Genomic DNA, 26345 nt, shown 5'->3' with positions numbered 1-26345 from the left:
TGGGAGGAACAGGATCATGATAACGGAAAACAGGGATGTTGAAGCCTTATTTGAAAAGTTTGGAGAAGCACTCTCGCAGGAATATTCGAAGAATACGGACCGCAGCGCAATCATTATCGATTATGTAATGGGCAGAACAGAGCAATTCCCGGATTTGCTGCCTGATTCCATGCAATATGCCTACCGTTCGATGGATCTGTTTGAGAAGCTTGCGAAGAAGGATGACAGCGATGTGTTTTTTCGTGCAGGTGCACTCATGCTGCGAATGGGACTCAATGCTAGCCGAAGCTATTATTGGCAGGGATACAGCCTCGCAATCTGCTTGGGCGACGGGCATTATGCGTTAGGGCTGGCAGGAAAAAGCAAAGCGGGAAGCCAGCGCTTGCAGTCACTGCTGCCACGAATGGAGAAAATACATAAATTTGCCGGCGATAAGGCGATTATGGATGAGCTGAAAAGCAGGGTTAGCAAATGCAATTTTGGCAAAAAGGATGCTGGAGATACAGGCGTTATTATTAATACGCTGCTGCTTCTAAAGCTGTACTCCCTGCTTGATAGTACCTCGACCCATCAGTTTAACAGCCAAAGGCTTGCGAGCGAGTTTCCAGAAATATTGCAAGCGGTATTGGCTGAAAATACGGAGCAGCTTCGCGAGCTGCTGAATGCTGCGGTGAAGCCGATCATCGCGTACCCGTTCAAAGCAAAGGAAAATTATTCTGTTCGGGAGCTGAGCGCGGACTTTATAACGGGCCAACGCGAAAAAACGATTGCGGCACATTTTCCTGATCTCCAAGCACAGGAGACCGGAGAAGTTTCCCGCACCCTATTTAATCGGACATTGACCCAGATTCATAGCGCTTTGTTATATGTCATTAACGTTAAAGGCAGCAAGCAGCTGTTTCTGGACGAGCCGGGGGATTTAGGCTTAGCGCTGCTTGATGCAGTCAGAACGCTGCATGAAGTATATCCGCTTGAGGTCCGCCAGCATTTGCTTGCCCTTGACAGACGTGCCAAAAAGCCGGACGAGCTGCTGGAGGGCATCGTTCCTTTCGAGGAGCCTTATGAGTTAATTGAACGGCTAAGCGGAGAGCTAAATAGTTATATGGTGCCGTGGAGCGCGCTGCAAAGCTATGTGCTTAGTGTGCCGGATCAAGCTTTGCGTGCTTATGAAATTTTACGTTCGGCGTATTACAAAGCTTATTTGCATAAGGTGCTCACAGATGGCGGGATTGCATTGCCAGATGAAGCCGGCACACTTACGCAGGCGGTATTCGCTGTATTAAGGGGACAATCGGAGGGAGGGCGTCATGGCCTGTTTCTCGCCCGTTATTTGGAAGGGGAAACTTCCTTCGAGGATTACTGGAAGGATGAAACGAATCGCTCGTTGTTTGACCCAAGGAACCGGGACAGCAGACGCAAAAGCCTGCTTGTAGCTGTAAGCTTCTTGCCTCCCGATTCGCCTTATATAAAGCGGCTGGCCATTTTGATTACACGACCGGAATGCGATGCACTGACTCTTGTGTCGGAAATGTATCATTCCTACTCGTTTAGCGGACAAAAGCTGCTGGAGCTTTATGGAGAAGATCCTGAGGTGAGCCGGGAGCGCCTGCTTTCGGGCTTGCTGATGCTTAATGGCATGAGAGATTATTACTACCGTTCGATGCCGCAAACCGAATATCGATCCATTATTAGGAACAATTTGACGGATTCATTGAAGCAATATAAGAATTTGCCTACAGACTCCCGGCTAACCGTGCTCGAAATTGCTTTCGAGGATCGCGATGCGTTGACCCTTGACCAGCTGACGGAAGCCATTCGAGCAGGGCTGCTGGATTCGTCGAAGAAAGCAAGCGGAGCTGCGTTGGCTGAATTCAGCCGAGTGCCTGACGAAACATTATATTTAACCCTGTATCGCACCGAGAAAAAAGCAGCGATTAAAGAGCTGGTACTAAACTCTCTGCGCAGCGTAACAGGCAGCAAGGCGGCTTACCAGCAATTGCTGGAAACGGAAAAATCGGAGGACTGGCGCACACTTATTCAAATTTTGCTGGAAACGGCTGATTTAAGCCCAGTTCATGCGCACGCAGCGCTTGCAGATCAAGCGGATGCCAAAAAAACGGCCCGCCTCAGCTGGCTGTCCGTAAATGATTTGCCCGCATTAATGGATTTGGAGGGGCAGCAGGTAGATGACCGAATTAAGTCGTATTTAATGCTTCAATCGATGGATCATACGACGGCTCCGAATGAGCGCTTGAACGAGCTGCGTTCTTATGTAAACAGCGATTCGCTTTCAAATTTCGCTGCGGAGCTCATTCAGCTGTGGATTCAAAGCGAAGCGCCTGCGAAGGAAAAATGGGTGCTGTATGTAGGCGCATTGTTCGGTGATCGCAGGCTGATACAAATTTTAGCTCCGCAAATTAAGGAATGGACGGAAAATAGCCGCGGCGCAATGGCGGCGGAAGCGGTCAAGGCTTTATCTTATTTAAGCGAGCCTGCCGCATTAATGGCCATTGACAAAATCAAGCGAACCGTCAAAAACCGTCAGGTAAAGGGCGCGGCTGAGGAGGCGCTGCAGCTGGCAGCGGAAAATCAAGGACTTACGCCAGAGCAGCTCGAAGACCGCCTGGTCACGTCGCTTGGCTTTGATGATAAGGGTGCTCAGCAATTCAGCTATGGCGAGCGTACCTTCCAGGTGAAGGTGAACCGGAATCTGGAGGTTATTGTCATCAATGAAGAAACGGGCAAACCGCTCAAAAGCTTGCCTGTGCCGGGGCAAAAGGATGATGCGGAGCTGGCTGCGAAAGCGAAGGCTGATTTCAATTTGCTCAAAAAAGATTTGAAAACGATGGTCGGCATCCAAGCGCAGCGGCTGGAAGAATCGTTGTCCAAGCAGCGGCTGTGGACGGCTGAAGAATGGACGGCACTGTTCGTTAACAATATCGTCATGCAGAAGTTTGCCGTCGGCCTCATCTGGGGCGTGTATGAACAAGGCAGCCTTACAGACACATTCCGTTATATGGAGGACGGTACCTTCAACACGGTAGATGAAGACGAATACGAGCTTGCTGCTGATGCCAAAGTCGGCTTGGTTCATCCGCTTGAGCTGGATCAGGAAACGCTTGAGGGCTGGAAATCACAGCTGGACGATTATGAAATCAAGCAGCCATTTGAGCAGTTGAATCGCCAAATCCATCTCGTGGAAGAAGAAAGCCAGCGAAGCACGGTATATGAGGATTTGCCGAGATCAGAGCTTTCGCCTACAGCGTTTCCTAAGGCGCTTGAGAAATATGGCTGGTACAAAGGCCAAGCTCAGGATGGCGGCTGGTATAGCGAGCTGTATAAGGACTATGGTGATTGGCTTGCCGAGCTGCGCTTTAGCGGGACTAGCATCACCTATTACGAAGGCTTGGAAGACATTACGCTGGAGCAGCTGCAATTTCATGCGAATGAAAAAGGCCAATACAGCTACTACAGTGATATTCCGGCTCTAGATTTGGGCAAAATTCCAGGCCGTGTATTCAGTGAGACGATCTATGATATTTTGCGGGCATCGGGACGCTAGCATGTCAGCTGCCGCATTTGAAACGAGCTTTGGGCAGTTTGCCAAGCTATGTACCGAGGATTATTTGGTTCGATATTCGAACAAGGGTATATATAATCGGGCGTTAAAAGATATCAGCAAAGGCGTTGATGTCAAATATGCTTGGGGAGAAACGTCCGTCAGCTGCGAGTTGAACGACGGGACGGTCTGCACGCTGGAAAATACGCTGGCTCGCTGGAAGTGTACATGTCCGTCAGACAGCTTATGCAAGCATGTGCTGATAGCCATTTTGTTTTACTCACAGCAGCTGCCATCAACATCAACATCATCAACATCATCATCTTCTTCTTCTGCACACGAGGAAGGAGAGTTAGAAGGCAGCAAGCAACAGATAGGCGGCACTGAGGAACGCTTTAATTGGCTGCTGTCTGCCGAGCTTTCACCATTGATTAAGCCGTTTAATGTTTCCATTGTGGAGGAAGTGCTGTTTCGGCTGCGCTACCCGGAAGAGCTGGAAGTGGCACAAAATGCGCTTCTTACGGTCTGTCTCAAGCTCCAAGGTGCGGAGGTTTCGTTCACTGAGGAAGCAAACCCGGCTAAGGCGCTTTGCAAAATAAAGGATAGGTCCGGCGAGCTGTTAAAGCTGGAAGCTTTATTACGTTACCGCGCTTTAAAGGGGCTGGATGACCAGGAAGCGCTGCGCAGCAAAGTGTACAAGGCGGCTTTTTCGCCCGATACCGTAAGGGAATGCAAGGAGTTGATCCATGCGATGCTGCGGACGGGACTTGCCCGTCTGCCCCAGTCGTATACGGCACAGCTGGAAACGCTGGCTGTCGCAGCGCGCAGTGGCCAGCTGCCGGATGTAGAGCGCGGCTTGCGCGGCATCCAGGGCGAGCTGGAGCTGTTTTTCAACCGCCATGTGCGATTTTCCATGCAAGTGCTGCTGGATCGTGTCACCAAGCTGTATCTTGCCCTTGAGCTGCTTGAGCGGGAGACGCTTCCCGCTGCTAAGAAGGAACAGCTCATCGGTGCTTTTCGCAGCAAATATTATTCGCTGCCGAAGCTGCGCTTATATGGTCTTGGCGCTGAGCCGTGGGAGACACGATCAGGCTACAGAGGCATCACCTATTATATGTATGGGCTCGATGATGGGCAGGTGTATACCTACACGGATGCACGGGCTGTGTATTATGAAGGCAATGATTTTTCGTTTGCCAAGCATTATGCCGGCTATTCGCCTTGGCTTGCAAGCATGACGATGCGTCAATTTGCCGGAGAAGAGCTGGTGTTCGAGCACATTAAAGTGAACGAGGAACGCCGATTGTCGTCAGGCGAGGGAGCGAGCCTTACTCTTGTCGCCCGACAATCCATTAACGAGGTTAATAAGGGGAAGCTTGCCTCGGATTTGCCCGCATTGCGGCAGGCTGGAGTGGAGCAGCCGGCATTATTTTCAGACGTAAAGGAACGGCTTGCCTTAATTAAGTTAGCCCGGATTACAGGAAACCGATTCGATAAAAGCTCGCAAAGCCTTGTACTTGAAGTGGAGGATGAGGCAGGCGAGCAGTTGGAGCTGATTCTTCCTTATCAAGCAGACTGGGAAAAAACCGTCAAACGCCTGGAAGCCGGATATGGTGCTGCGTCGCTGGAACAGTTTTATGCATTTGTACGAATGGAGGGCGGTCAGGCTTATCCGATCAGCTTCCTGCAGAATACGAAGCTGATCAGCTTAAAGCTAGACATGTAAGGGACGATAAGCGATTGGGAAAAGGAGCGGCAGGCATGGCTTTGGAGCAGGTATACGATGGATTGCAGCGGCTGCGCAGCTGGTTTGAAGAGCTGCTGCTTCGGGGGACGGCACAGCTTGCCTTGAAGGATATCGAATGGCTGGAGCGCGAAGCGGAGGAAGCTGCCCGCTTGCAATTGGATTTTCTGTCAACGCTGCTGAAGCAAGCAGCCAGCGAAGGGCGCAAAGTGGTGCTGGGAGGCGGGGAGGAGCAGTTATTGCTCCTTCATAGCTCCCGTCTTTATCAATATATTCAGCTTGCTGAACAGAAGTAACAAGCCTCCTTGCTATAGGAGGATATCAGCTTGCATGCCGGGGCCTCTTCCGGCATGCAAAGAGAAGGAACCGGACACTGCGTCGCTGCGCAGGTCGGTTCCTTCTCTTTTTTTTTCTAGAAATATGGATGAATTATAGCTTATTCTGCAAGCGGAATAAGAATAGTGAATGCCGGGTTTGGCGCATAAGGATCATGGCTCATCGGATAAAACTCCAAATGCGTCAAGCCATCGGAAAGCGGCTTATGCCCGTTCTGCCTGATCCAGTTATATACGTAATCGTAGGAGGCCCCTATGTGTTCGTTCGCATGATGATCGTATGTGGCATAGGTCAGACTTGGAATAGAAAGGCTGTACATGCCATCCGGTACGCAGCCTACTGCCTCTGCCTGAACCGCCGCATAATGAGTAAAGCCTGTGCTTGTCGTGTGAAAAGAAAGCCCGAGCAGCTTATTGCGCTCCCGCACATGGTTGATTTCCGTCACACGCTGCTGGAATTGCTGCTGAATTTCCTTAATTCCGCCTGCTGCTGCTTCGGCAAAGGTGCCTTCCCATTGTAGTCCTACGACGTGAAAAGCTTCCCGCTCTGTAAGGACTACCTCCTTCAAAACGTTCATTCTAATCCCTCCTGTGCTGGACTATTTGCCATTGGAGCGTAAACGGCTGTCGCCACCCTTTGGCGGCAAAGCTTCCGTTTCGCTTAGAAATATAGAGAAAGTATGAACAAATCCTATACCTTCCTATATTTCAATCAAAATCCGTACGTAAAACGCTTACACTTCCTAAACCGCCGCCCATTCACTGCCGCCTTGTTATCTTGTTCAGCCGTTTAGAGCCTGTTTTACTATTTCTCTATAAACGGGGTATTTCCTTTTGCATTTATGGGAAAATTTAATAGGTTTTGTGTCTTCCAAATGACAGCTGCTCCTGCTAGAATCGCTGCCGCGCAAGGGATGGGAAGCGGAAAAGTCAATCTATCCGCCTTGAAACAGGTCTAAATCGAGAGAAGCATGGCGAGAATAAATGCTAGAGAAGATTTTTTGAAAAAAATAAAAGCGTTTATAAGTTGCACACTTATAAATGGCTTATATTTCAACCGCGAAACGGTAGCTTAGCCGCCAGAGGAGGGCTTCAGCCGTTTACGCTTGAGAGGAAGGCAGGTTGTCTAATGATGATTCATTCAAAATACCAATCTACCGTTCGGCAAGAGGAGACGGATGTATGGCAGGAGCTGCCGCAGATGCTTATTCATCGCATGCTCCAGCGTGTGGAAGGCGTTCTGCTAGGCAAACGGGAGCTGGTAAAGCAAATGTTCACCGCGCTGCTGGCGGGTGGGCATGTGCTGCTGGAGGATAAGCCGGGAGTCGGCAAAACCGTGCTTGCAGAAGCGTGTGCCCGCGTCATTGGCGGGGAGTTCAAGCGCATTCAGTTTACGTCGGACATGCTGCCGTCGGATGTGCTGGGCGGAGCGGTGTGGGATGCGGCTCGTGGCGAGCTAAAGTATGTAACAGGCCCGATTATGGGCAATGTCGTGCTGGCGGATGAAATCAACCGCGCCTCCGCCCGTACCCAGTCCGCATTGCTTGAAGCGATGGAGGAGCGGCGAATTACGGTGGACGGGGAGACAAGGCCGCTCCCGTCGCCGTTTATGCTGATTGCTACGCAAAATCCGCTGCGTTTTGAAGGGACGAGCAGGCTGCCGGAGGCGCAGCTGGACCGTTTTATGATGCGGCTGTCCATTGGATATCCCGAGCCGCAGTTTGAGAAGCAGCTGCTGGAGCAATATGCCGATGGGCAGCGGCAGGAGCCTCATAAAATCAGGCCAGTGGTCATGCCGGAGGAATGGCTGCGGATGCAGCGGGAAGTGCGGCTGGCCCATGTCCATCCTGGCCTGATTGAATATATGGTGCAAGTGGCAGACGCTTCGCGGAAAATGCCTGAGCTGGCGCTGGCGATGAGCCCGCGTGCCGGCAGGGATTGGCTGCGGGCGGCACAGGCCTCTGCATATTTGGAAGGCAGAGGTTATGTGCTGCCGGATGATTTGCTGGCGACAGGCGAAGCAGTACTTGCACATCGGCTGGAGGTATATCCGGGGGCACCTCTGCGGATGACAGCAGCACAGCTCGTAGAGCAGCTGCTGCGCACTACGCCGCTTCCCGCAGCCGTGCTGCCGCAAGCGGCGGGAGGGCGGCGCTAATGGCGGTTTCCAGTGCGGATAACGAGGCAGTGAAACTAGGGCAAGCGGATGCTGGAGAAGGGCAAGCGAAAGCAGCGGATACTGAGCATGAGGCAGAAGCGGAGCAGGAGTTGGGACAGCAGAGGCTGGGCCGGATAAGGTGGGGAGGCTGGCTGCTTCTGCTATCGGGCTGGTGCGCTGCTCTCGCTGCTGTCATTCAGCGAGGAATGGCGGTGGAGTGGTTTATGTTCGCTGTGCTTGGCTGCATCATGCTGCTAAGCGCCGGACTGCCTTGGCTTGCTATGCGAGGCATGGAGGTGCGCCGCATGCTTGGCGAAGGCACAATTCGCGATGGGGGAGAGGTTGAGGTGCAGCTGATGCTGGGCCGCGCTTTTCCTATTCCGTTCGTTTGGCTGGCGCTTGAAGATACGATGGTCAATGGGAGTACGGCAAAGCAGGAGCGAGTTTCTTATCGCTATGCGGCGCAGCTTCATTTCGAAACAAGACTCGCGCTTAGCTATCGGGCGCAGCTTATTCGGCGCGGAGAGCATAGCTTTGAGGCGGTTACCGTTACGGCAAGCGATTATTTAGGATTAACGGCTGTTAGCCGAACCTTTGCTTGCCGCAGCGGGCTGCTTGCGGTTCCTGCATTGCCGGAGGCTGTAGCAGCTCCAGGTGCGGCGGTGCTTCGGGGAAGCGGCTTAGCGACTATCATTAGGCTGCATCCGGGCAAGATGGATGCTCAGGAGGCGGGCTTAGGGCGTGAGCCGTCTGAAGGCCAGCATTCCGGCAGACAGGCAGGAATTGGCCCTGAGATGCGTCCATACCGGGATGGGGATTCGCTGCGCCATGTCAATTGGAAGGCTGCCGCTCGCGGGCGGGGGCTGCACACGAAGGAGCATGGCACAGCGCTTCATCGCCCATTGGTGCTTTTGGCCATTGACAACACTGCGGTTGCTTATGCTGGTGACGAAAGGTTTTTTGATGCCTGTGCCGGGTGGGCTGCCGGCGTGCTGGAGCAGGATCATTTAGCGGGAAATCGGGTGCAGCTCATTGCTGGCCAAGCGGTTCTAGACGACGGTGGGACAAGGGGAAAAGTGAAAGAGGCATCGATCCTGCCATCGGTATCGGGACAGTCAGATAACGGGGCAGGAATGTATTCGGGAGCGGAAGTGGATGAGGGGCAGGAAAGGGATGTCGGAAGTTTGGCGAACGCTGAGATAAATGCATGGCCGGAAACGGGTGCCTACGAGGACAACAGCACAGCCGCAAGTATGCAAGAACTGCTGGAACAGCTCGCACGGCTGAAGCTGGTGCAGCATGGCCGGTTTGTTGCAAGGGTAATTGGCGAGCTTGACCAGATGCCTAGAGGCGGCATATTGCGCTGTTTTACCGCCGATTGGCGCAATAGCGCAAGCTGGGGGCAGATGGCCTCGCGAGCAGCGGAGCAGGGCTGCCAAGTGCTGCTTTATATGCTGATCAAGCAAAGCACGCCTTCTTTTGCAATGCGCGAGCAGCAGAAATGGCTGGAGAGCTTCGGTGTCCGCACATATTGGCTGACGTACCCGGAGCGGATGAATGAACAGCCGCAATTAACGAAGGGAAGGATTCGTTATGGCGATATTTAATGCGCAAGGGGAGCCGGCATTCGGCTACCGCCTGTTGACGAGCTTGCTGCTGCTTGGCTTGCTTGCGGAGTGGATGCTTCCATGGTCGGAGGCAGGCAGCCGTTATTATATTGATGTGGCTCAGCCTCTTATTGTATTTGTAGGCTGTATTGCTATAGCTGGCTTACTGCGAGCGCCTTGGTATATCATGCTTGTCGTTTATTCCGCCATCGGCATTACAGGCTTGATGCGTCTTTACAAAGGCCCAGAAGTGGGACCGCTGGAATGGGCAGCTGGTTTTGCCAGCCGCTTTGCCGAGGAAGCTGGCGGGCTGTTCAGCATGGGAGCGGTAGCGTGGGGAATGTCAACAGAGCTGCAGGCGCTGCTTCTGTTTACCGGCTTTGGGCTGCTTGTGCCCGCGCTGCAGGCTTTAATTTGGCTGCGCCAGCTGGGGCTGGCTTTGGCCGGCATAACGGCAGGGTATTTGATTTTTCTGCATGCATGGCTTGGCATGGATGTGCTGAATGCGCTGCTGCGTGTGACAGCGGAAGGCCTGCTGCTTGGCGCGATTGTCATGTTTGCACGCATGAGAACGCTGCAGGGAGAAGAAAGCAAGGAGGAAGCGCAGACGGCTTCTTATCGCTGGTCGGCTTCTGCTTTCGTTGTTGTGGGGCTGTGTCTGGGCGCCGGACTTCTATTTTCTGGAGGAAAATCCGTGGCAAATAGCCCCGCGGGCTGGACACAACCGCTAACTGCAAGCCTGGAGCAGTATGTGCTTGGTTTGGATCACGGCAATCCGAAGGCTGCGCTGGCCTCGGCAGCCGCGAGCGGAAGCTACGCTTCCACAGGCTATGGATTTGATGACACCACATTAGGCGCTCCGCTAAAGCAGGATGAACGGCTTGTTTTTACGGGGCTGTCTCCTGTTCGCACGTATTGGCGCGGGGAGACGAAAGCTTTTTATACCGGTAAAGGCTGGCAGGAAACGGAGCAGCGTACGACGCTGCTGCCTATTACAAATGGCGGGGAACGGATTGCGTCTGCTAGTGGAGAGGGAAGCGTGGAGGTAGAGGCGGTAGAAGCCCTTGCAGAGGTAGAATCGGAGGCAGATACAGAGACAGTGGTAGAAACAGATACAGAGACAGATACAGAGACTGGAGAAGAGGGGGATATAAGAAGCCAAGGGGCAGGTGCGGAGACGACCGTCAGCCCGGATCGAATTGTCGTTCAGACGGTGCTTCTTAAACAGGCGGAGCGCGGCTTCCCGCTTTTTATGGGCGGAACCTCCGGCACTTTGCTTGATTTAACCTCCTCGGAGCCAAGAAGCAAGCTGAACACTTATTTGAAAAATGAAGCGACGGGAACGTTATACGCTCCTTCGGATAAGGTGCTTATAGACCAGTACACCGTTCAGACGCTGCTTCCCGTGATGGATGAAGCTGCCTTGCGCAGTGGCGGCATTCAAGCGGGAGAGAAGGAAGCGCTGGCCGAATATTTGCAGCTTCCGGAATCGCTGCCGAGCCGTGTTGCTGCACTGGCAGCAGAGGTATCGGGAGGCGGAGTAACGAGCCGCTATGATCAGGTGAAGGCGGTTGAAACTTATTTGCGAAGCAGCTACACCTATTCAGCTGAAAATAGTGCGGTCCCTGGGGCCGGAGCAGATTTCGTGGACGATTTTTTGTTTAAGCAGCATGAAGGGTATTGCGTGCATTTTTCCAGTGCAATGGTCATTATGCTTCGTACACAAGGCATTCCGGCCAGATGGGTGAAAGGCTTTGCGCCCGGAACCGTGTCCGCGGAGCAGCCGGATGCACGAAATGATGCGGCACATGCAGGCATGAAGCTGGCCGCTTATGAAGTAAAGGGCAAGGACGCCCATGCCTGGGTGGAGGTATACTTCCCAGGCGCAGGGTGGGTGCCTTTTGATCCGACGCCGGGGTATGGCGGCGAAGGGACAGCCGCGGGAGCAGCGCTCGCGGGCTTGGCCGGCACAGCCGGCAGTGCAGCGGCGGGCGGCGAAGGGGCCGCCGGAGCATTTGCCAGCGCTGCTGCGCGCCCGATGGGGCAGCGCGCGCAAGCGCTGGCTGTGGCGGCGGCTGAGCAGGCCGCCACGGCTCTTGCGCAAGGGGCGGATGCCCTTGCGCGTGCGGCGCTTGGCGCCGCCGAGGCAGCGGCGGGGGCGACGCCCGCCGCTAAAGGCGCCGCAGGCGCGGCTGCGCTGGCGCTGGCAGCCGTGCTCTGCGCTGCGGCGCAGCGCAGGCGGCTGCGCCTGTGGCTGGCGCTGCGCCGCTACAGCGCCGCCTCCCGCGGCGTGACGCCGGCCCGGGGCAGCGGCGGCGTCCAAAAGCAGTTTGCCGCAGTATCGGCGGCAATCTGGCCACAGCTGGACCGCTGCGTAGCCAAAAGGCAGCCGCAGCAAACAGCAAGGCAATACGCAGCAGCGCAAGCCGCTCTGCTGCCTGCGTCTCAGTCCGAAGCCTTGAAGCGCTTCGTCACATGGGATGACGCCGCCCGCTATGAGCAGCGGCGTGCCTGGCAAGCGCCGCTGCCAGAGGAGCTGTCGGCAGCGGCCGCCCTATTATGTGTCCGCAGGCATTCCGCGCGGCGCACATAACCGTCCGGAGCAAGCTAAGTCTCACTAGCTTGCTCCGCATCCCAACAGAAGCAAGCAGCCTACTAACCATATGGCTGCTCGCTTTTTTTCTATCCAATCCCCTGCATCTCGCCCACTCCCTAAGCTCAAACGACGCACAGACAAAAAAGCTAGTGATGAGAACCATTTTCAAATATAATAAAATGGTGCTTGATAGGACAGATAACGTTTATCTGTAACGGGATGTGAATGGAATGAGTCGTATGAATTGGAATGACCAACTGCTGCTATGGCATGAAGCGACGGTTAAAGTGCTTGATATCCGGCATATAGCTCTGGGGAAAAATGAGGAGCTGCGCGGCTATCTACTGCCATCCAGCGGTTTCATATGGGTAACGCGCGGACAAGCGCAGGTGACGCTGGATGGGACGAATTATGCCGCTCAGCCCTTTCATCTCCTGCATGGCGGCAAGGGGATGTGCCTAAACATTTTTCCTTCGGCGGATGTATTTGAATACGATATGATTTTTTATAAAGGGAATCTGGCGGGGCAAGGCAATCGGAAGCTTCAGCAGCTCATGGAGCATTGCAACCCGTTTCAAATCCAATATGGCTTTGCTCCTCAAAACCCGCTTGCGATACATGCGATTGTGCGGAAAATGGAAGAAAGCTGGGGCAAGCTAAGCATGCTGGACAGGCTGGGGGCCAAGGGTCAGCTTTATCAGTTTGTGCATGAGCTGATGGGTCAGCTTTCAGATCAGGAAATTGCTCCAACTGCGCCGGATCTCGTGTGGCAAGCCATGCGCTATATTGAAAACAACTACCCGGAGCCGATATCGGTTGAAGGTCTGGCCGGACTGCTAGGTTGCAGCGCCAGCTATTTGTCGCGTTTATTCAAAAAACAGCTGGCAACGACGCCGAACGACTATTTAATTAAAGTCCGCATGGATCATGCTCGTCACCTGCTTTCGGACACACAAGCAACGCTGCAGGAAATCGCGGCGAGCATCGGGTATCCGGATGTGTATTATTTTAGCCGAGTGTTCAAAAAGCATACCGGACTGCCGCCGCTTCGCTTCCGCTCCCGAGCCGCAAGCGGCAAAGCAGTTCAGAATAATCCATTCCGTCGTTCAGGGCAAGCCATTGTCCCCCATCCAACGCAAAGCTACAATTACAATGATAATAGTTATCAACTAGTTGGAGAGGGAGATTTAACGATGTATAAGGAATTAAAGTTGTCGGTAGCTGCTGTTATGCTGCTTTGCATGGCTCTATTGTTCAGCGGCTGTGCAGGCTCCGCGGGGGTAAATGATCGCTCCATAACGGCAGAAGCGGCAGCAACGGGGGAAAATGGTGCGGGACAGCAAGCATCGCAAACCAAGGTTGTGCAGCATATGTTGGGCGAGACAGAAATTCCGGTTAATCCGCAGCGAATTGCGGTAAGCGGCCTAGAGGATATTTTGCTGGCTTTGGACGCACCTATTGTGCAGGCCCAGGCGATGAAGGGCCAATATTTATATGAAACGCTGCAAGAGAGAAATATTCCGGCCATCTACACGCCAGACAGCTTGAACTACGAAGCTATTTTGGATGCAAAGCCGGATTTGATTATGGCGCATTTGCTGCCGACCGATAAAGAAAGCTACGAAAAATTGAGCAAAATCGCTCCAACGATCGTTTATGATCGCGGTGACTGGAAAACCTCCATAGCCGCTATCGGCAAAGCCATTGATCGGGAGGAGCAAGCTCAGGCGGTCATAAATGCGTATAATGAGAAGCTGGAGCAAACGAAAGAAGCCGTTGCGAAGGCTGTAGGCGCCAACCATTCCGTCGCGTTTATTCGCCCGTCCCAAAGCGATGTGCAAGTCTTTTTCCCGGCGTTCGTCTATACAAGCCTTGTCTACAAGGATGTTGGTTTAGCCATGGATGCATCTGTCGCGGAATTAGAGCAGAAGGAAGAAGAGGGCAGTTGGGGAGTAGGCGAGTCGCTGGAGAAGCTGCCCGAAATAACGGCTGACCATTTATTTGTGACGGTTGGCGGATCGTTTGATTCGGAGGAGGAAGCCCAGATGGCTTTGACTGAATTGGATGAAATCGAGCAAATGAAAGTGTGGCAGGAAATTCCTGCTGTTAAAAAAGGGAATGTGCATAAAGTATCAGCGAGACATTGGATGCTGAATGGCCCAACAGCTGACAGCATGAAGCTGGACGATGTGCTCAAGGCGCTCGTTAAATCTTAAAGCAACGCAAAATGTGTAGAGGGTGGCCTTCCGGCATGGAAGGTCCTTTTTAATGGCATTTAAATCCCTATTTTATCCATATGAGGCGCATCTCCTTTAAAAAAAGTGGATTATCGTCACTCAGCCTTGACTCGCTCAAAGCGCCTTATATATAATTACTACATTAATTGAGGGAGGCTCGGTAATGAACAAGCCAAATGAAATCATCATTGTTCTGGACTTCGGAGGACAATACAACCAGCTAATCGCACGCCGCATTCGTGATTTGGGCGTATACAGCGAGTTGCTGCCATTTAATACATCGGTTGAGCGCATTCGTGAAATTCAGCCGAAAGGGATTGTATTCTCAGGAGGTCCAGCTAGCGTATACGAAACGAACTCGCCGCTTGTTGACCCGGCAATCTACGATCTGGGAATTCCGATCTTTGGCATTTGCTACGGCATGCAGCTGATGTCGCATCAATTGCAAGGCAAAGTAGAGCGCGCAGGCAAACGCGAATACGGTAAAGCAGAGGTTGATTTTACGCCGGACAGCCGTTTGACCCAAGGCCTAGACGCTTCTCAGACCGTATGGATGAGCCACAGCGATCTCGTAGTCGAGCCACCAGCAGGCTTCATCGTTGATGGAAGCACGGAGCATGCTCCAATTGCGGCAATGAGCAACCCGGACAAGCACTTCTATGCGGTGCAATTCCATCCGGAAGTTCGTCACTCTGTATTCGGCAATGAAATGATTCGCAACTTCCTCTACAACATTTGCGACTGTGACGGCAACTGGACGATGGAGAGTTTCATCGAGGATACCATTCGTGATATTCGCGACCAGGTTGGCGACAAGAAGGTGCTATGCGCCCTTTCCGGCGGTGTAGATTCCTCCGTTGTTGCAATTTTGCTGCACAAGGCGATCGGCGATCAGCTTACTTGCATGTTTATTGACCACGGCTTGCTTCGCAAGGATGAAGCAGAAGGCGTTATGGAAACATTCGTGGGCAAATTCGATATGAAGGTTGTCAAAATCGATGCAAGAGAGCGTTTTATGAGCAAGCTTGCAGGCGTTGACGATCCGGAGCAAAAACGTAAAATTATCGGCAACGAATTCATTTACGTTTTCCAAGAAGAGTCGGATAAATTCGATGACTTTGAATTTTTGGCGCAAGGCACGCTGTATACGGATATCGTTGAGAGCGGAACAGCTACAGCCCAAACGATCAAGTCCCACCACAATGTCGGCGGCCTGCCGGAGGACATTAAGTTCAAGCTTGTAGAGCCGCTTAAAGCGCTGTTCAAGGATGAGGTTCGTAAAGTCGGTTCCGAGTGCGGCTTGCCAGATGCGATCGTATGGCGTCAGCCATTCCCAGGTCCGGGTCTTGCGATTCGCGTGCTTGGCGAAGTAACCGAAGAGAAGCTGACGATCGTACGCGAGTCGGATGCGATTCTCCGCGATGAAATTGCCAAGGCTGGCCTTGACCGCGAAATTTGGCAATACTTCACTGCGCTTCCGAACATGAAGAGCGTAGGCGTTATGGGCGATGCCCGCACATATTCCTACACTGTAGGTATCCGCGCCGTTACGTCGATTGACGGAATGACAGCGGACTGGGCTCGTATTCCTTGGGACGTGCTTGAGAAAATTTCGGTTCGTATCGTAAACGAAGTGGACAACGTTAACCGTATCGTCTATGACGTTACGTCGAAACCGCCAGCTACGATTGAGTGGGAATAGCCGTTCCGTAGCCTAAACAAAAAACTCTCTTTCTTTTGCGTTAATGGCAAAGGAAGGAGAGTTTTTTGAATTATAAGAACGTATAAGCTTCACTTTTATAATCAGCTTATATTTTGCCCGCGAAACGGCAGCTATGCCGCCAGAGGACGGCGATAGCCGTTTACGCTTAATCAGTACCCATTAAACGCTAGTCACATGCTCCTCGCATTCCATAGAACAGAAGCCGTGATGGGTCTCCTCGCAGTCCGGGCATACAATATGCTGACGGTGGCAGGTATCATCCGCGCAGTTAATGTAGGTTTCCGCTGGCGCTTCGCAGTGATAGCATTTTCCGACGACGACAGCTTCATCTGTGCGGTTAATGGTCACCGAAATCCGCTCATCGAACACATAACATTTGCCGTCGAAAAGCTTTCCTTGAACTTCCTCGTCTTTGCCATAGGTGACAATGCCGCCATCGAGCTGATAGACATCTTTGAAGCCTTCGCTTAGCATGACGCCAGTCAGCTTCTCGCAGCGGATACCGCCAGTACAGTAAGTAATGATCGGCTTGTCTTTCATATCCGCCATATTTTCGCGAAGCCATTCCGGAAATTCCTTGAAGGTTTTAAGATCAGGCCTGATCGCATTGCGGAAATGTCCAAGATCGTATTCATAATCGCTACGGCCGTCAAGCACAATAACGTCTTCCCTTTGCAAATAGTCGTGGAACTCTTTAGGAGACAGATGCGTGCCGGTTAGCGTATTGGGATCAAGCGGTTTGTCGTAGCGGAGAGTAACGAGCTCCTTTTTGTAACGGACGAACATTTTTGGAAAAGCATGCTGATCAGCTTCATCGATCTTAAATACGATATCGGCAAACAACGGATTGGAGCGCAGGTCACGCATGTATTGCTCCGTTTGCTCAATCGTTCCGGAAACCGTGCCATTGATGCCCTCATCCGCAATAAGAATGCGGCCTCGCACGTTTAACTCCTTGCAGTAAGCCAAATGTTCGGCTGCGAATTGCTCCGCATCGGGGATTGCAACAAATTTATAATACAATAAGACCTGATAGTTGGAAGGGTTGTTCATTGCCAAATTCCTTTCTGTAACTAAGTTGAGAACACATTAGAGAACATATTATATTGTAATAGACATAGGACATGTTCACAACACCAACTGTGCTGATAATTTCGTTGGGTTGACATCAATTTTTAACATATTGGAAAGGATATGATTTTCCCATCGAACCGTGCCGCGCCGCCAGAGGACGGAGAAAGCCGTTTCACCTTGGCCCAATCGAATCATTTTCTGCTATTTGATAAAAAAGGAGTGCATTTAAAATGAGCGTTGTTTGGACCAAAGACAACATCACAGATGTATCAGATCAAGTAGTCATTATTACAGGCGCGAATAGCGGGCTGGGTTTTGAAACAGCAGCAGCACTAGCTGAAAGAAAAGCAAAGGTTATACTGGCTGTTCGGAACATGGAGAAGGGAAGCGTAGCTGCCGGCAAAATAAAGTCGGTCTATCCGGATGCACATGTGACAACGATGCAGCTTGACCTTGGTGATTTGAATAGCATCAGGGCATTCGCAACCGATTTTATGAATCAATACGACTCCTTATCTATTCTTATCAATAATGCTGGAATTATGATTCCCCCGCATCGTTTGACCAAGGATGGCTTCGAATCACAGCTTGGCGGAAACCATTTGGGCCATTTTGCCCTGACGGGCTTACTTTTGCCAAAGCTTATTGCTACCCCAAATTCGAGAGTGGTTACCGTAAGCAGTATAGCTGCTCATAACGCTGCTATCCATTTTGACAATTTAGACGGTTCCAAGGGATATAGCGCTATAAAATTTTATGGGCAAAGCAAGCTGGCCAACCTCATGTTCGCCAAAGAGCTTCAAAACAAGTTTCGTTCCAATCACATAGATGCCGTAAGCGTTGCCTGCCATCCTGGAATATCGAATACGAACTTATTTTCCTTCGGTTCAGGAAAACGGGCCAATACATTCATGCGTATGCTTACCGGATTATTAAGCCAGCCAGCCCATATGGGGGCCTTGCCTACCTTGTATGCTGCTACAGAACCGTCAATTAAAGGCGGGGAATATATTGGCCCAGACGGGAGAGGCGGCAGAAAAGGCTATCCTAAGAGTGACGAGATCATTAATAAATTATACGCTGCTGATATTTCAAACCGGTTATGGCATATTTCAGAAAGCTTAACGGGTGTTTCTTACAAGTTCAACTAGGATTTGAATGAAAATCGGCATCGTGCTGCTATCTCATATTTTGACGGACTGACGTTCCGCTACTGTGGCTTTTGAGGCGATTTTGGGCCATAAGCGGACAGCAAAGCCGTTATAGCTCGCATTATGCCGTCAAAATAACTAATAGCAGCGCATTAGCGTCTTCTGAGTCCGCAACCTATGCCGTTTCCTCTGTTTTGGTTGAAATAGCTGCCCTGTGTCCGCCAAGTCTTTGCACGAATCCGCTTTTCGTTATGTAAGTTCAACCCATAAGCTAGGACATTTTAAAGCAGGAGCGGAAGCGCGTTTGAGGTAAAATTCAATAAGCATCTGGCTTGCTCACGTTTGCATGCACGTCCTAAGTGATAAGCCATCTGTAACAAAAAAACTCCCTCCGTGTGCACTATACAGCAAACTGAAGGGAGTTTATTATTATTTTTTGCTCTATGATGAGCTTACTCTTACTTAGGAAATTGCAAAGGGATGAAATTGTTGAATATACCCGCTGCTTTGATTTTTTCAGAGTTGCTAATTTTGGTGGTACATACACTTAATACGACATAGCTTTGGCAAGTCGTTACTTTCTCAATAATCGTTGTCCCAAGCAGGTCAACACCCAAGTTGATAATTAAACTATTGCTATCTTCCTTGATATGACCTTTAAGCCAATCAGCGTATTGCTGCTTGCTAGGTACTGTTAAAGCAGCCGCTATAAGTAGGAATAGAACGATAATAACCGTATATTTTTTCACACCCAACCATCCTTTTAGAACTTAGTCATTTTGAAAAATACTTGTGATTGGTCAAGCAACTTTGAGCCAATTTCGGTGTCTCTATTGTTGTCGAATATGTTAGCATGGATATAGACATTATAGCTAGTTTGCAGCCTAAGAGGAATACAATTTTGGCACTAAAGCAAAAAAATGGGGTGGAAGCGGCGTATGATTTTTTTAGAAAAATGGCTGTACATCATTAGAAATTGCAGTTTCGACAATACATATAAAATGGCATGGGCAAAAGCGATTACAGAAATAGCGGTTGAATATGAAGAGCAATCAGCAACGGAAGTGCCGGGGCATGTGGAAGTTCAATTAAGAGAGATTGCAAAAAAGGTGCTTCGTTATTATTTCGAACAAACGATGTTTTTCAATCTTCAGCAAAGCTCGAATCCCGTGAAGCCGCCCGTAATGGTCACAACTTCCAAGACCCTTATAACAGCCTATCAGGCTCAATCAAGGACAATGAAACCCATAAAATGGTTTAGATCGAATATCGAATCCGCATGTGGCAAAGAGTATGAGAAAGCACTCCATGCAACTATAAGAGCACTAAAGCAAGACGTAAGTTACCGATTTTTGCGGGTCGAAGGAAAAGAAATGGAAGGCGTTTACGAATATGAGCAAAAAGGAGATAGCTTGTTTATTCAAAAAGAGAACTTGCTTGCTCTAAAACAAAACAGATTGATTGTTGTTGATGCCATTAACTATCGTTGGACACAAATGCTGGAGAATTTTAATCATTCACCTAGACTATCTAAAAAATTACGAATTATAGATGATGATCAGGTAAGTCGAAGGTCACTAAGTAAGTTTGCACCATTTCTTATCGTAGAAAATCCTGAGACTCATTGTTTTATATGTGATTCGATAATAAAAAATGAAACACCTACAATTGACCATGTTATTCCATGGTCCTATCTATATTCTGATGATTTATGGAATCTTGTATTTGCCCACCAAACATGCAATAGCAGTAAATCTAATGTTGTGCCGAATGAAGCAATGATTCAGCGGCTTGAGGAGCGGAATAACAATCTTCTTCAACGCTTGAAGGAACAAGGGAAGCTTGATAAGCATGTTTCAGAACTCGAATTTGCTATCGATAGTAATCTTGTACGCAAGTTTTGGATGGCTTGCCAGGGCTAATGAAAATAGGGAGGAGAACAAGGGTGAAAACATACAACAAGCTTGTGCGTGACAACATACCTCAAATCATCCAAGCAAGCGGTAAGCAGTTCAGCTCTAGGGTACTTAATACTGCTGAATATGAGATAGCGCTAAAGGAGAAAATTCAAGAAGAACTAAATGAGTTTCTTGAAGCTGGTGATCAGGAAGAACAATTGGAGGAGCTGGCAGATTTGCTTGAGGTTATTTATAGCTTTGCCCATAGCAAGGGTATTGGAAGAGAGCAAATGGAGCTTATACGAGAGAGGAAAAAGGATGAGCGCGGAGGTTTTTATAAGCGTATATGCCTTATGAATGTTTTTGACCATAAGTAAAATGCAAGAAGTTTCCTGTCTGTACTAAGTTGTTCCCCAGGTGCGAATACGTAACTTATAAAATCCTTAACGCATTCGCACCTTAAGAAACGGTCAAACTATGATTTAACCACCATCATTTTGATTGCTTTGCCAGCCATTCCATAAGGGTGACGGCTTTGCCTTCAACCTTTACAGGCTTGCCATTATAGTCATTGGACACTTCATTGTTCAGTACATAAATCCAGGACCAGTGCCCATTATATTCATAAGGACTGTTATCTCCTTTGCCTTTGGCATACTGGCCGCTCAAATCGAGCACAGTGTCAAAATAAGAATAATGGACATTAGGCGCACCAGCAGCAATAAGCCTCTTATAAGTTGGCGTTGTGTTTTTTGAAGTATCCACGGTTTGATCCGCTCCGGCGGCCGTAAACCAGATAGGGATATTTTTAAGCTTGGCGATATCTTTATTGGTTAGCCAAGTATCCAAATAGGCCTCTGCTGACGGATAAGCAGCTGCAAAATAATTAGGGTTCGCAAGGAGCATATTAAGGGACATAAAGCCGCCGTTTGAACAGCCGCCAATATATATTCGCTTCGGATCAATATCCGTTTTATTGTCTTTAACATATTGTTTAATTAAAGCCGTCAAGGCGTTCGTATACATGCTGCTGCCATCTTGCGTATATTGCCCCGTTCCGTTATTCATCCAGAAGGTAGGGGTTTGTGGTACAAGAACGGCCGCATCGCCAAAAAATTTCTGTACAGCATCTTCAGCTAACGCCGTTACCCGGTTGCCCAAAAGAGCAATTCGTGGATCGGTTCCCCCTTCTCCAGCCCCGTGCAGCCAGATGATCAGCGGGAGCTTCTTCCCGTCGGTGTCAGGCAAATAAGACGCATAGGTGAGCGCAATGTCGCCATATTTAGCGTCTTTATAATCAAATTTTCCTGTTAGATCAAATTTGTCAATGGATTGCTCGATGACCGTATGCGGAGTTTCCTGCGTCGTCGTCAAATCGTTGATTACATTGCCAGCGGCGTCCTTGAGCGCTTTCTGCTGAATTATCGTATATTGAAGGTCTACATATTGATTCGTAAAGGTCTGCAGATCAAAGTTAAACGTGCTTGCAGTAGCCAGATCAGGGTGGACGCTCATCTCAATCGTAATGTATTGGCCGGTTTGCTTGTCTAGCTTGTTGCCTTCCTCGTCTGAAAGATAGGTGTTATTTATGCTTCTGCTGCCGCTATCGAAGCCATCATAGGAGCTTTGGGTATCGAAGTTAAACATGGGATAATTTCGCTCTGCTAAAATTTTAAAGCTGTCTTTAGCCAGCGTATTTCCTTGAATGGTGCTTCCTGTGTTCAAGACGATTTTATGCACGCTGGGACCCCAGTCAAAGCCTTTCACAACTAATGAGTACGAGGGCTGCTTAGATTCGGAGCTTGAATTGTTTGCGCTTACATTTGTAAAGGCAAAAGGGGTTGAAGTAACCGCCAAAACAAGAAGGCTGGAAAATAACCCTTTATTCATCTTCATCATCATTCTCCTCCAGTTCAATAGCCTGCTGTAAGTAAGCGTATCATCTCAACCATAAAATGACAATATGATTGGAGGACTAAGCGCGACCCATTTTTTTGCAAGCCAGCATTTTTGCAAGGATTCATAAAAAATGTTCGAAAATTCATATCCATTTAAGGTTGCATGTCTATAATGAATATTGTTCACATCCATATGGGACAGAAATGAGAGGCTACCACTATGAAAAAGACATTAGCAGCAAGCATGCTGATGATCAGTATTATGTTCAGCAGCACATTGGCGTCAAACGCAGCAGCAGCGGACAACTTGAATCGGCTACAAGGCAACCAAAGTTCAATCGCGAGCGCACAACCAGATGGAGCGGACAACCCTGCTACCAAATAGTCGAGCATACCTTTACGATTGCAAAATAGCCAAAAAAGACTGATGAATGCTCATCAGTCTTTTTTGTACGCGTTTCCAGATGGAGCAGGGCAGAGGAGCAACTTGCTGCTAACCCCGCCTAATCCGCTCAAGACAGATGAACATAAAAGCTTGTAGACTCGCCTACTGTGCTTTTCGCGTAAATTTTCCCTTTATGCTGGTCGACAATGGACTTCGCAATCGCCAGGCCAAGGCCGTAACCGCCCTGCTTGCGCGCCCGGGAGGAGTCGGTACGGTAAAACCGGTCAAAAATGCGGGTCAGATGCTCGGCGGCAATTCCTTCGCCGGTGTTGGTGACCGCCAGCACAATATCGTTCTGCTGCTTCTGGAGCGACATGGTGACCGTTCCTTTGGCACTCGTATATTTGACAGCATTGTCCAGCAAAATCATCACGACTTGCTTAATCTGCTCCCCGCTGCCCTGCACCATTAAATCTGGTTCAATGTCGTAGTCCAGAGACACATTTTTCTCAAAGATAACAGCTTCCATCGTTAAAATAATATTTTCAACCGCATCACTCATATTGAACTTGCTGTAGACCATGCTTGTTCGGGCATCATCCATTTCCGTTAAATACAGCAGGTCATTGGTCAGCTTCGTCATTCTTTCCGTTTCTGATTTGATGTAGTGCAGCCACTTCGCTTGGTTGTGAATGGTATCTTCACTGTTGGAGAGCAGCACATCCGTATTGGTGTTAATGATCGTAAGCGGTGTTTTCATTTCATGCGAAGCATCGGCAATAAATTGCTTCTGTTTATCGAACGCTTCTTTCACGGGTCTGATCGACTGATTGGCGAAGAAACGGCTGGTGAAAAACAAGATGATCAGCATCGCGAGCCCAACGACAGAAAACGTATAAATTAAATTGGTCAAAATATCTTGCTGGGCAGTAACGTCAAGGAAAACCAGATTATAGCCTTCATTCGTCTGCTGCTTGAGAAAAGCCCAGTGGCTCCCATCCAAGCTGAACTGCCCGGTGTTTTTAGTGACTGCCGAAGCCTCCTGCACCGCAGCGACATAAAAATCACTGTCCATTTCGAATGGAGAGGTCGTGCTTGTAATGTTCCACTCGGCATCTGTTTTCAGCGAAAAAGCAACTGAACGGTCTGGACGTGAATCCCCATTATTCATAGGCCCGCTATCCATAGAACCATTATCTATAGCCCCGTTATCCATAGGTGCAGAAGGAGAATCGCCCTTATGCCTGCCGGAGGGCGAAGAATCAGAGCCGCCTGAGGGCTTCTGATAAAAATCGGCTACCCGGTGAATCTCATCATTGATATCTGCCTGCACATTCCGGTACGTAATGACGTAAATGGAAGCGAAGGCGATCAGCATGACCACCGAAATGATGACCAGATTAACGATAAGAAATCGATTTCTGAGCTTCGTGAACATTAGGCGGTCACCTCTAATACATACCCTACATTTCGAATCGTGTTAATGCGTACGGACGAATGCAGAAACGTAAACTTTTTCCGTAAAAAAGAGATATAAACCTCCACATTGTTGTGCTCCGCTTCTGAATCAAAGCCCCAAAGCTTCTCAATAATCAGCTCCTTGGAGGTGATTGCCTGCTTCCTCACGATCAGCAGCTCCAATAGGGCACTTTCCTTTAAATTGAGCTTGATTTCTTTATCTTTAACGGAAAGCTTCAAATTCGACGTGTTTAATTCGATATCCCCGAACTTTAAGGCATCCTCGGGCAGCACTTCGCCTTTGCGTCTTAATGCAGCCCGTATTCGGGCAAGCAGCTCCTCGGATGAAAAAGGTTTGGCAATATAGTCATCCGCCCCATGATCAAGCCCCGCCACCATATCGGTAATTTCCCCTTTTGCGGTCAGCAGAATGACGGGGGTGGATACGCCCTCTTTGCGAAGCTGGGTCAATACGCTGATTCCGTCCATTTCAGGCATCATGATATCAAGCAGCAGCAAATCATAAATGCCGCTCCGCGCATAATCGAGCCCGGAAACGCCATCATGGACCGCATCAACGGAGTAATTATGCTTCTTTAATATTTGGCTTAATGCTTCAGCTAAATGAAGCTCATCTTCTACAATTAAAATTCTCATGGCCAGTCATCCTTTATATAGAGGTTGTGTATGAAGGTGAAACGGCTGTTGCCGTACTTGGCGGCGCGGCGCGTTTCATTCCGAGAAATATAGAAAAAGGATAACGAAATGATATTCTTTCCTATATTTTTAATAAGGCCATTATATCAGGATTACCTTTAGTCAACCTTAATGTTTGCAGCGGAAAGGGGAATGGCGATCGGAAGCTGATCTTTTCATGGAGCGAAGCATGATCTTCACCCTTCTTTTAAAATTTTGTAAATTCATTTAAGTTTCGTTAAAGGTTTGGGGACTAAGATACGAATATAGCAAGCGAGAACAGGGAGCAAACAACGAACCAGATCGCCAAGCGAATAACATGCGAGATCAAATAGAGAGGATTTGAACAATATGGCAATTGAGGTTTTCAACCGATACGAAAACAAATATTTGCTCGATAGTGAAGCCTACCGCAATTTCTACCTTCAACTGCTGGAATACATGGAGCTGGATGATTACAACAAGCAGCATGAATTTTACTCCATCACCAACTTGTATTATGACACCGAGCATGATGCCTTGATTCGCAACAGCCTGTCCAAGCCGAAGTATAAGGAAAAGCTTCGCCTCCGAGCTTACGGCACTCCTAAGGAGGATGCGAAGGTTTATCTGGAAATTAAGAAAAAGGTATTTGGTCTTGTTAACAAAAGAAGAACGGGACTGAAGCTGAACGAAGCCTATGAATTTGTCCGTACGGGACTTCAGCCAGAGTTGCAGGGGTACATGAACAAGCAGGTGCTGCAGGAAATTACATATTTTCTTCAGCAATATGAATTGCAGCCTAAAGTGTATCTGGGCTACGACCGCAAGGCGCTGTTCAGCAAAGAGAATCGCGACCTCCGCATTACCTTCGATACGAATATTAATTGCCGGCGATATGATTTGAGGCTTGAGAGCGGCAATTATGGCGAACCGCTGCTGCAGCCTGGACAATGGCTCATGGAAGTGAAGGCAGAGAAGACGATTCCGATGTGGCTGTCGAGAATGCTGTCCGAGCATCAAATGTATCGCACAAGCTTTTCGAAATACGGCAATGAATACAAAAAAATGCTGAAAAACAGCAAGCTAGAAATGGAGAGTGTCCTTTATGCTTGATTCACTTTTTTCCACAACGCTTACGACAACGGATTTGACCTTTAGCTCAGCCGTTATCACGATTTTGTTATCCCTTGTTCTTGGCGGAATGATCAGCTACACCTATATGAAAACGAACCCGAATGGCTACTCGCAAAGCTTTACACTGACAATGGTGCTGCTGCCGGTCATCGTGGCCATTATCATTTTGCTCATCGGCAGCAATATTGCTAGAGCGTTCAGCCTTGCAGGAGCATTCTCGATTATCCGGTTTAGAAGCGCGCCGGGCGATCCTAAAGATATCACCTTTGTATTGTTCACCATGGCAGCAGGGCTTGCCTGCGGAGTTGGCTCGTTCGGTTACGCGATTTTGTTCACGATTATCCTTTGTGTACTTATGGTTATCCTTAACCGCGTTAAATTTGGCGTAAGAAAGACGCTGCAAAAAGTACTGAAAGTAACGATCCCGGAAAATCTGGGGTATGAAGAAGCATTTGCTGAAGTTTTTGCCCAATTCAAAGTGGGTTACGCGCTTAACAAGATTCGGACGACGGAGCTAGGCAGCTTATATGAGCTGGTTTACACCGTGACCATTGATGAGCAGACGAATCAAAAGGAATTTCTCGATGCGATTCGCTGCAGAAACGGCAATCTGGACATTTCATTAACGATGAGCCCGACCACGTATGACTATTAAGCGTAAACGGCTGTCGCCGTCCTCTGACGGCAAAGCTGCCGTTTCGCGATGAAAT

General features: G+C 49.4%; 20 protein-coding genes. 14 read left to right on the top strand and 6 right to left on the bottom strand.

All coding sequences use genetic code 11. From position 1 onward, the window contains the following. Nucleotides 1-16: 16 nt before the first annotated feature. From BBD42_RS04365 to BBD42_RS04355, 3 genes are read left to right on the top strand one after another with little or no spacing between them, the layout of a single operon-like run. A complete protein-coding gene (locus BBD42_RS04365; protein WP_099517160.1) occupies nt 17-3562 on the top strand; it encodes a DUF4132 domain-containing protein in 3546 nt (1181 codons plus the stop codon). A gap of 1 nt (nt 3563) precedes the next feature. Then, a complete protein-coding gene (locus BBD42_RS04360; RefSeq protein WP_099517159.1) occupies nt 3564-5285 on the top strand; it encodes a hypothetical protein in 1722 nt (573 codons plus the stop codon). A 35-nt stretch (nt 5286-5320) separates the two neighbouring features. Next, on the top strand, nt 5321-5599 hold the full coding sequence (locus BBD42_RS04355; RefSeq protein ID WP_099517158.1) for a hypothetical protein: 279 nt from the start codon (nt 5321-5323) through the stop codon (nt 5597-5599). A gap of 140 nt (nt 5600-5739) precedes the next feature. Here BBD42_RS04355 and BBD42_RS04350 read toward each other — a convergent pair whose 3' ends face one another. After that, complete coding sequence (locus BBD42_RS04350; protein WP_099517157.1) at nt 5740-6216, bottom strand: GyrI-like domain-containing protein; 477 nt, start codon at nt 6214-6216, stop codon at nt 5740-5742. Nucleotides 6217-6767: 551 nt separating this feature from the next. Here BBD42_RS04350 and BBD42_RS04345 point away from each other — a divergent pair. From BBD42_RS04345 to guaA, 5 genes are all read left to right on the top strand, one after another. Then, nucleotides 6768-7796: an AAA family ATPase gene (locus tag BBD42_RS04345; RefSeq protein WP_237163366.1), complete on the top strand. Its 1029-nt coding sequence runs from the start codon at nt 6768-6770 to the stop codon at nt 7794-7796. Next, on the top strand, nt 7796-9403 hold the full coding sequence (locus BBD42_RS04340; RefSeq protein WP_099517156.1) for a DUF58 domain-containing protein: 1608 nt from the start codon (nt 7796-7798) through the stop codon (nt 9401-9403). Before BBD42_RS04345 ends, BBD42_RS04340 begins: the two co-directional genes overlap by 1 nt. After that, on the top strand, nt 9390-11996 hold the full coding sequence (locus BBD42_RS04335; RefSeq protein ID WP_099517155.1) for a transglutaminase-like domain-containing protein: 2607 nt from the start codon (nt 9390-9392) through the stop codon (nt 11994-11996). The genes BBD42_RS04340 and BBD42_RS04335 overlap by 14 nt, the downstream gene beginning before the upstream one ends. A gap of 233 nt (nt 11997-12229) precedes the next feature. Beyond that, complete coding sequence (locus BBD42_RS04330; protein WP_099517154.1) at nt 12230-14215, top strand: AraC family transcriptional regulator; 1986 nt, start codon at nt 12230-12232, stop codon at nt 14213-14215. Between the two features lie 184 nt (nt 14216-14399). Continuing rightward, nucleotides 14400-15938 carry a glutamine-hydrolyzing GMP synthase gene (gene guaA, locus BBD42_RS04325; RefSeq protein WP_099517153.1) on the top strand — a complete coding sequence of 513 codons (1539 nt, stop codon included), beginning with the start codon at nt 14400-14402 and terminating at the stop codon, nt 15936-15938. Between the two features lie 180 nt (nt 15939-16118). Here guaA and trhO read toward each other — a convergent pair whose 3' ends face one another. Next, nucleotides 16119-17012 (bottom strand): oxygen-dependent tRNA uridine(34) hydroxylase TrhO, encoded by an 894-nt coding sequence (trhO, locus tag BBD42_RS04320; RefSeq protein WP_099517152.1) that lies wholly within the window; start codon nt 17010-17012, stop codon nt 16119-16121. 251 nt (nt 17013-17263) lie between these two features. On the opposite strand from trhO, the gene BBD42_RS04315 reads away from it, so the two are divergent. Continuing rightward, a complete protein-coding gene (locus BBD42_RS04315; RefSeq protein WP_099517151.1) occupies nt 17264-18184 on the top strand; it encodes an oxidoreductase in 921 nt (306 codons plus the stop codon). 458 nt (nt 18185-18642) lie between these two features. Here BBD42_RS04315 and BBD42_RS04310 read toward each other — a convergent pair whose 3' ends face one another. Further along, nucleotides 18643-18933, bottom strand: a complete 291-nt coding sequence (locus BBD42_RS04310; RefSeq protein WP_099517150.1) for a hypothetical protein — start codon at nt 18931-18933, stop codon at nt 18643-18645. A 189-nt stretch (nt 18934-19122) separates the two neighbouring features. On the opposite strand from BBD42_RS04310, the gene BBD42_RS04305 reads away from it, so the two are divergent. Together BBD42_RS04305 and BBD42_RS04300 are read left to right on the top strand one after the other, a co-directional pair. Beyond that, nucleotides 19123-20106, top strand: a complete 984-nt coding sequence (locus BBD42_RS04305) for an HNH endonuclease (RefSeq protein WP_099521447.1) — start codon at nt 19123-19125, stop codon at nt 20104-20106. A gap of 23 nt (nt 20107-20129) precedes the next feature. Next, the gene (locus BBD42_RS04300; RefSeq protein ID WP_099517149.1) at nt 20130-20459 is read left to right on the top strand and encodes a nucleoside triphosphate pyrophosphohydrolase; all 330 of its coding nucleotides are present in this window, start codon (nt 20130-20132) and stop codon (nt 20457-20459) included. A gap of 115 nt (nt 20460-20574) precedes the next feature. On the opposite strand, the gene BBD42_RS04295 is transcribed toward BBD42_RS04300, so the two are convergent. Further along, on the bottom strand, nt 20575-21972 hold the full coding sequence (locus BBD42_RS04295) for a prolyl oligopeptidase family serine peptidase (RefSeq protein WP_172455385.1): 1398 nt from the start codon (nt 21970-21972) through the stop codon (nt 20575-20577). Nucleotides 21973-22200: 228 nt separating this feature from the next. On the opposite strand from BBD42_RS04295, the gene BBD42_RS31695 reads away from it, so the two are divergent. Then, entirely contained in the window at nt 22201-22365 is a 165-nt protein-coding gene (locus BBD42_RS31695; protein WP_172455384.1) for a hypothetical protein, read from the top strand. A 127-nt stretch (nt 22366-22492) separates the two neighbouring features. On the opposite strand, the gene BBD42_RS04285 is transcribed toward BBD42_RS31695, so the two are convergent. After that, a complete protein-coding gene (locus BBD42_RS04285; protein ID WP_099517146.1) occupies nt 22493-23803 on the bottom strand; it encodes a sensor histidine kinase in 1311 nt (436 codons plus the stop codon). Continuing rightward, entirely contained in the window at nt 23803-24480 is a 678-nt protein-coding gene (locus BBD42_RS04280; protein ID WP_056030776.1) for a response regulator transcription factor, read from the bottom strand. The genes BBD42_RS04285 and BBD42_RS04280 overlap by 1 nt, the downstream gene beginning before the upstream one ends. A 390-nt stretch (nt 24481-24870) precedes the next feature. Here BBD42_RS04280 and BBD42_RS04275 point away from each other — a divergent pair, with 390 nt between their 5' ends. Next, the gene (locus tag BBD42_RS04275) at nt 24871-25614 is read left to right on the top strand and encodes a polyphosphate polymerase domain-containing protein (RefSeq protein ID WP_099517145.1); all 744 of its coding nucleotides are present in this window, start codon (nt 24871-24873) and stop codon (nt 25612-25614) included. Then, a complete protein-coding gene (locus tag BBD42_RS04270; protein ID WP_099517144.1) occupies nt 25607-26290 on the top strand; it encodes a DUF4956 domain-containing protein in 684 nt (227 codons plus the stop codon). Before BBD42_RS04275 ends, BBD42_RS04270 begins: the two co-directional genes overlap by 8 nt. The last annotated feature ends 55 nt before the right edge of the window (nt 26291-26345 follow it).

Origin of the sequence: Paenibacillus sp. BIHB 4019, assembly GCF_002741035.1 — a bacterium.
Taxonomy (GTDB): Bacteria; Bacillota; Bacilli; order Paenibacillales; family Paenibacillaceae; genus Pristimantibacillus.
The sequence above is the reverse complement of the archived record's forward strand: the minus strand, read 5'-3'. Positions and strand labels throughout refer to the sequence as shown.